Below are 7,366 nucleotides of genomic sequence, written 5' to 3' on the forward strand. Positions count from 1 at the left end.
ATCGAAAGAATACTAAAAACATCTTCTGAGATGAGTTCTGTTTGTTCATCGAAAGAATACTAAAAACATCTTCTGAGATGAGTTCTGTTTGTTCCAGTAGGTTATTAAAAAACGAAAACATCATCATTGGAAAGAGCTCTATTTGTACGCTGCTAAAAAAAAACACCTCTGATCGTAGATAAATCAAAGGTGTATAGAGTTTGTATTGATGACTTTGCATTAAAGAAGCGGTATTCATACGGCACTGTTATGGTTGATTGGGATACTCACAGAATCATTGATATGATTCCTTCAAGAGAGAGTACTGAAGTAAGTGTATGGCTCAGTACATCTAAATCAGATTGCGATAATGCTTCTTTGATCATTCTATAGCTTCTGCAATTATCCAAAAATTTAGGCAGATTATCATTTATACATCTGTATGCTATTGCTGTAGATTTTTCTTCAGCGGTGTAAAGATTATTCCTGTTTTCAAAAAAGCCTTGAAAATATGTTACCCAGTTTTTAAACTCCGATATTAGCTGTTTTTTGTTTTGATCTTCATCAAAGTATTCGGGTAAAATTTCTGAAAACAGTTCTTTTTTGAAAATCTTTGCATAGCAATCATCTTTAGTTAATGCATCAGCAATTATTTTACGCAAACCGTCTTCCAACTGTTTCATTGTTTTTTTATCTTTAAGATCTTTATTAGCTTTAAAGTATAAATCAGCATAATCCGTTATATCTATATTTTTAATTTCAGCTAATCTAGAGTTGATATAGTGTTTATGGTAATCATCGATTATCTTTTTCACAGCTTTATAATCTGTAGATCTTTTATCATCATCTTCAAGCAATTGTTTTTTCTCAAAGTTTTCTTCAGTTTTGCAAATAGGCAAAAGCTGAAACTGCAAAGTTTTAGAAAGTGTATACCTGTTAGTAAAACGGTTTATCTTTTTTTCTTTCATATTGATCCTCCTTATAAATTTAATGTTGGTCTTTTAATATACTTATCGTTTTAGGGATTTTAACACATTAAACAAACATTGTCAATATAAATTTTATATTTTCTCGTCTTTGCTGCAAAATTTGTAGTAACACACAAAGAAAGCTAATCCAAATGGTTTAATAATACTAACAAAACTGCGATTGTAAAAAACGATATTCGTATATTTTTTAGCCAACTATCCCATACTTCTCCAGCACCTCGACAAAATCATCATTATTAACACCAAACCTCTCCAAGATATCACGCGCTATATCATCGGATATGCTATCCCCATCATCGGGTAGCTCACCAAAAACTTCCGCCATCTCCTTTTCGGATACCCCCATATTCACCATCATCAGCGCAACAGCGTCCATAGGTGTCTCGATTTCGACCTCGCCTGCCTTGACCTGATCCAGAAGTTCCAGCATGAAGCTGGTCATTTCATTACTGTCCTTGATTGCGGAGGGTATGTTCTTTTCAGTATCCTCTACATTTGCCGAATACACTTCCCTCAGTATCTGATTGAACCGCTCGATTATCCTGTAACGCAGAAACTCGTCCTCATCGACCTTAGTCTCGTTGATGTAGTTCTTTGCCGAACCGTACCCCTCGGGCATACCTGCGCCCGCCACATAATTCTCCACCCCTCGCTGCATGACCGCTGTGAGGTTATTAATTGTATTGATCGACTTCGCGGCAAGCTGCTTGACATAGATATCTATCGCATTGATCAGGTTACTGAATTCTGAATGTTCGATCAGCTGGCTCACAAGCTCGTTGTCCTGTCTTTTAGCAAGCAAGACTTCTATCGCTTTATCAGATAACCCCAGTTCTTTCAGCTCAATGTTCTTTGTTATACGGCTCTCGGTGAAACCCAACAGGTAGTCCGTCGGGACTTCAAAGAACTTCGCAAGGTCGATGATACGGCTGTAACCCACATCGCGTCCGTTATCGTTCTCCAGTCCGTTCAGCACAGCCTCGGATATCCCCGTTGCCTGCGCGAGCTGCTTGGTGGTCATGTGCCGCTCAACACGCATATCCTTTATCTTTTCGCCCATTGTTGTTTTCATACTGCGCTCTCCTTCTTATATTTTTCATATAGTATAGCATATAATTTTTCTTTTGTGGGGAAATAATTCGGACAGTTATTATTTCTATAACGATCCCTATCACAAAAATACGGCATACCTTAATAAATTCTGGTATGCCGTAAATCGTTATTTACTTATCTTTTCTTTAAGTTTGTTCATCAGCCTTTCAAATCTTTCATTTTCGCTGAATACATCAGCAAATCTGTGTTCTGCGATCTTCCTGTACAGAGTTTCATAAGCCGTATCGGTAGCTGTTCTGCAAATGTATTCCTGCTTATCATCAATTTCCGAGAGCCAGCATGGAGCGTACTTTTCACCGTCGGGACGAGTTTCATAATTATCGGCATGGGTATATGCCGTTTCAAGCATTTCAAGAGCCTTTTTATCATCACCAAGCAAATGAAAAAATACTGCCTGTTCTGCTGCAATTGCAGATAGTGGCCCGTAAAACCAGTTAGGCTTTCCGGCTGTAATGAGTTCTATCACTGCTGCATCGGCATTTAATATCTCTATCTTCTGCTCACAGCTGTATGTATCATCATGACATATCTTCCAGAACAAGTTATGCATATGGGTCATAAAGCTCATCAGCAATGCTGACTGTTTATGCCTGAGCGCTTCTCTTCCATCATAAAGCTCGCTCTCAAACATCTCTCTTGTGCAGCTGACGAACGGAAGTGACAAAATGATCTCTTTTGCCCTCTCCTTTTCACCAGTGTATCTGAGGTACTGCATCAGAAGTATCTGCTTCACTGAGCTGTTATCATCTGTGGGTTTTGAATATTTCAGCACCCTTTCGCAAAGAGTGATTATCTCGCTTGACTTTTCCTTCTTTAGCTGCTCCGTGTCCGCATTACCCTGAATAAAATAATAGCACTGTAACGCAGAAGCAAGATTGCTCAACAGCAAAGGCTCATTAGGGTAGGTCTTTATCTGCTCTTTCAGGTGTTCCGCCTTACCTTTCTGATCGCCGCGCTGATCATATTTCAAAGCTTCACCGATTATTCGCTGCACCTCGTCTTCCTTGCGTTTTATATCCACACCCAGAAGATAGTCGGTGGTAACATCAAAGAAATTCGCCAGTGCAGGAAGCTGTGAGATATCCGGAGCTGTCCTGCCGTTCTCCCACTGGCTAACAGCACGTGAGGTTATGCCAAGGGCTTCTGCAAGCTGTTCCTGAGTCATGTCCTGTTCCTGCCGAAGATGTTTTATGGTCGCACCTATCGTCATAATACCACTCCTCTAAAAATTAAAAAGCGCTTTTGTTGATATTATTATAGCGCATTGTAAAACATTTGGCAAGGAAGTGTTTGTTAAGTTCCGGTATAGCAACGCTTTGATTTCGTCATCAGCATTATTCTACATATGAAATTTCTTCCCCCTCATCAAGATAAAAATCTGATTTTGGAATATATGGCACAGAGCAAACAAATGTGCTATATAATATAATAGAGGGGTGTGCGCAGTTATTGCCCACCCTCCTCGAAGCTAATAACTGTGAGCTGCAATCATTTATAGTTTTTTGAAAGGGAGAGATGCAAGATGGCAAAGGCAAACGCGATCATCAGAGAGGAACTGAAAGAGAGAGGAGTGCGTCACTGGGAACTGGCACACGAACTTGGAGTATCGGAGCAGACACTCGTCCGCTGGCTGAGATTTGAAATGGACGAGGACAAGCAGATGGATATGCTGGAGAAGATCGAGGCTGTTGCAAAGAGGAAGGAGAATGTACTTGACGACTAAACAGAAGAACGAGCTTATCGCGGCTGTGACCGCATTACTGGAGAAAATGATACCCGTCGAGAACGAACCCACGACTATAACTGTGAGCGAACCTGAGCTGCCAAAAATGCTGACGATCAAAGAATGTGCCGAACTCGTTTCGGGGCTGACGGAGCACACAGTGCGAATGCTGGTCAAGCAGGACAAAGTGAAATACATAAGGTGCGGACAGGGCGCACGCGGAAAAATACTCGTCAGCAAGGACAGTCTGCTGAAATATATCGGCGCAGTCTGCGCATAAAAAATCGGGCTATGCCCGATACCGTAAGGGAGGGCGGAGCCCGACCAAAAGGGGTGCAGAGGAACCGCTGCCGCAAAGGCTTTTGTCGCTCCGTTCAGGAGTGACAAAAGTATCTTTGCGTTGATAGTGTCAGCGTATATCCACGATAACTGCACACCCCACGAAAGGAGAAATGCATATTAAAAGAACGATAAGCGGACGTATCGACAAAGGCAGCATCGGTCACAATAACCGAAAGTTCATAGCACCAAATGTTGATAAGAACCGCACTCACGAAAATATTACACTGATCAAAAAAGATATACAGAGCGTCTATCACGAATTATTTGATAAGGCTCTCGATGAGTATAACGCAAAACAGAAGCGTAAAGACCGCCGAATCAAAAACTACTACGAGCATATCAACCGCAGTAAGCAGGAGAAACCGTTTTATGAGCTGATCTTTCAGATAGGTAATACCGAAGATACACACTGCGGAACACCCGAAGCTACACTCGCCACTAAAGCCTTGACCGATTTCATCAAGGAATTTCAGGAACGCAATCCACACATAAGAGTGTTCAACGCTGTCATTCATCTTGATGAGGAAACACCACACATCCATATTGATTTTGTTCCGTTCGCTACCGATCAGAAGAGGGGGCTGTCTACCCGCAACTCGCTGTCAAAGGCTCTGGAACAGCAAGGGTTTGTTAGTGAGGGAAAGAACGTCACCTGCACTAAGAAGTGGATCGAGCATGAGAAAGAAATGCTTGCCGAGGTCATGAAGTCCTATGGTATCGAGTGGGAACAGCTCGGTACTCATGAGCAGCACATGGACGTCCTTGATTATAAAAAGAAAATGCGAGCGCAGGAAATCAGGCTGTTGGAGAATAAAGTTGAATGTACTCAGCATCAGTTGGAATCCACCGAGAAGGTTCTGCGTGATGCAGATGAAACGCTGGCTAGGTTGGATACTGAGTATGCGGAGAAATCAGAAGCGATTGAAAAGCTTGGAGCTGAGATTGAAACGAAGTCAGCGGAGTTGGAAAGCACAACAGAACAGCTGACGATCAACCATCAGTTGTTGCAAGCTACTACTGATAAGATATCGCAGATCAACGATATTGACAGCATCAATATAAAACATACTGTTCTTGGAAATAAGGTCACACTATCCGCTGTGGACTATGAGGGCGTTGTCAGTCTTGCAAAGAAAGAAATTGTCGCAGAACATGATACAGCTGAAAAAGAAACCACGATATCTCGTCTAACCGAGCAGGTGCATGAACTTCAAGCGAAACAGATAAAATGGCGGGGCGAACGCTCAGCACTCAAAAGGACGATAGATAAACTACAATCGCAGGTACGCGGGCTGACAAATGAGTTAGCTACTTTCAAGGCGAAATATGATAAGGTCATGCAGTTTATTGAAAATCTCGGCTTGAAAGAAAAGCTAGATAATTTCCTGCACCCCATAAATACCAAAAAACACAAAAGATAGAACAAAAGCAGACCGGGCATCTTTACTCGAAAAATATTCATTTGCTCTATTGCTTTACCACGCGAAACGTGGTATAATGGAAGTGTAGAGATGTCAGAGGTCTGATTGTAAGGAGGAATCAGACAATGGCTAATATAAGAAAAAGAGGTAATACATATCAGATACGTGTCAGCTGCGGTTACGATACTAAGGGTGAGCAGATAACTCAGACAATGAGCTGGAAGCCGCCCGAGGGTATGACAGCGAAGCAGGCAGAGAAAGAAGTTCAGCGACAGGCGGTGCTGTTCGAGGAACGCTGTCAGCAGGGACAGGTGACCACCAACGTCAAGTTCGAGGCTTTCGCTGAGGAATGGCTGGAAACCTATGCCAAGCTCAATCTGCGCAATACATCTTATGAGCGCATGAAGCAGCTGAGAAACAGGGTCTACCCTGCTATCGGTCACATGAGGATGGACAAGATCAAGGCAAGGCACATTCAGCAGTTTGTGTACGATCTGGCTGTGAACGGCAAGTCTTTCAAAAACGGCAAGCCCCTTTCAAGGAAGACGGTAGTTCATCACCTGAGTTTCATCAGCGATGTGTTCAGCTATGCGGTCAAGATGGAGTTGCTCACGGACAATCCATGCAGACGTGTGACTGTGCCGAAAGGCGAGAAGAAGGAGAAAGAGATCTACACTCTTGAACAGGTCGAGCAGCTTTTCAATCTTCTGGAGGACGCACCCCTGAAATACCGTACATTCTTCACCCTTGCGATATACAGCGGTTTCCGCCGCGGTGAGCTGCTGGGTCTGGAGTGGAAGGATATCGATTGGGACAACTGCGTTATCAGCGTTAAACGCACATCTAACTACACAGCCGAAAAGGGTATCTATACCGACACAACTAAGACCAGGAAGTCGCAGAGGTCGCTGAAATTCCCGATGGTGGTGATGGACTTGCTCAGGGCATTCAAGGCGGAGCAGGACGAGGAGCGTGAGCGTATCGGTGACAAGTGGCAGGACTATGACCGCCTGTTCGTAAAGTGGGACGGGCGTCCCATGAACAATAATACACCTTATTTCTGGTTCAATGAGTTCTGCGAGAAAAATAATTTTCCTTTCAGGGATATTCATTCCCTACGTCATTTTTATGCTAGTGCCTTGATCAATGAGGGTGTCGATGCAGCAGCAGTCTCGGGTGCATTAGGACATAGTGTTATCAGCACAACAACTTCCATTTACTGCCATGTATTTCAGCAGGCACAGGCTAGAGCAGGCGAGGCTATCGCTAATGTTCTTGACTTCAAGAAGAAGCACGAGGACGATCCGACAGACCCGCCCGGCATAACAATGACAACCAATAAGAATTACTCAAAAGATATACAAAGTTCAGCGAAATAAGCGTAATGGACAGACAATGGACAGAAGCAATTTCATACAAAAAGAAAAGCTCTAAAACCGCGCATTTACGCTGTTTTAGAGCTATCATCAAGATGACCCGTACGGGAATTGAACGTTATATTCGTTTCAAGCGAGTCAATCCCAAATTCTGTGTAAACGAAAAATAGTGCAATAAAAGAGTGTATGATGAGACCGATTGTGAAAGCAGTCGGTCTTATCTGCATATTAGCACATGATTATATGATTGTCAAGATAAAAATGTTATTCAGGTATCCTGTCACCGTAGTAAATAACCAGCTGAGCATAGATTCGGCTCCAGTCCTGACGACGGCCGGTCCATTTTTTCGTGATGTCCTTCATAGCCAGATACAGCATCTTGAAAAGGCTGTCATCTGTAGGAAATACAGATTTTGTTTTGGT

At 42.8% G+C, this 7,366-nt stretch carries 7 protein-coding genes and 2 pseudogenes; 5 read left to right on the forward strand and 4 right to left on the reverse strand.

Translation table 11 applies throughout. From position 1 onward, the window contains the following. The first annotated feature begins 249 nt into the window (after positions 1-249). Positions 250-372, forward strand: a complete 123-nt coding sequence (locus tag BMY75_RS18870; RefSeq protein WP_242940282.1) for a hypothetical protein — start codon at positions 250-252, stop codon at positions 370-372. Here BMY75_RS18870 and BMY75_RS18180 read toward each other — a convergent pair. From BMY75_RS18180 to BMY75_RS17240, 3 genes and pseudogenes are all read right to left on the reverse strand, one after another. Continuing rightward, positions 321-947: pseudogene (locus BMY75_RS18180) on the reverse strand (hypothetical protein); the annotation flags it as partial. The gene BMY75_RS18870 and the pseudogene BMY75_RS18180 sit on opposite strands and share 52 nt — an antisense overlap. Before the next feature lie 208 nt (positions 948-1,155). Next, positions 1,156-2,040, reverse strand: a complete 885-nt coding sequence (locus BMY75_RS17235) for a helix-turn-helix domain-containing protein (RefSeq protein ID WP_074836424.1) — start codon at positions 2,038-2,040, stop codon at positions 1,156-1,158. 147 nt (positions 2,041-2,187) lie between these two features. Further along, positions 2,188-3,291, reverse strand: a complete 1,104-nt coding sequence (locus BMY75_RS17240; protein WP_074836426.1) for a helix-turn-helix domain-containing protein — start codon at positions 3,289-3,291, stop codon at positions 2,188-2,190. Positions 3,292-3,603: 312 nt separating this feature from the next. Between BMY75_RS17240 and BMY75_RS17245 the strand changes: the two genes are divergently transcribed. From BMY75_RS17245 to BMY75_RS17260, 4 genes are all read left to right on the forward strand, one after another. Next, entirely contained in the window at positions 3,604-3,804 is a 201-nt protein-coding gene (locus BMY75_RS17245; RefSeq protein ID WP_074836428.1) for a hypothetical protein, read from the forward strand. After that, entirely contained in the window at positions 3,794-4,084 is a 291-nt protein-coding gene (locus BMY75_RS18605) for a DNA-binding protein (RefSeq protein WP_242940283.1), read from the forward strand. The genes BMY75_RS17245 and BMY75_RS18605 overlap by 11 nt, the downstream gene beginning before the upstream one ends. Before the next feature lie 172 nt (positions 4,085-4,256). Then, complete coding sequence (locus tag BMY75_RS17255; protein ID WP_081350611.1) at positions 4,257-5,567, forward strand: plasmid recombination protein; 1,311 nt, start codon at positions 4,257-4,259, stop codon at positions 5,565-5,567. Positions 5,568-5,692: 125 nt separating this feature from the next. After that, the gene (locus tag BMY75_RS17260; RefSeq protein WP_242940284.1) at positions 5,693-6,946 is read left to right on the forward strand and encodes a site-specific integrase; all 1,254 of its coding nucleotides are present in this window, start codon (positions 5,693-5,695) and stop codon (positions 6,944-6,946) included. A gap of 261 nt (positions 6,947-7,207) precedes the next feature. Here BMY75_RS17260 and BMY75_RS18610 read toward each other — a convergent pair. Beyond that, positions 7,208-7,366 (reverse strand): annotated as a pseudogene (locus BMY75_RS18610) (IS256 family transposase); the annotation flags it as partial.

Origin of the sequence: Hominimerdicola alba (assembly GCF_900109655.1) — a bacterium.
GTDB lineage: Bacteria > Bacillota > Clostridia > Oscillospirales > Ruminococcaceae > Hominimerdicola > Hominimerdicola alba_B.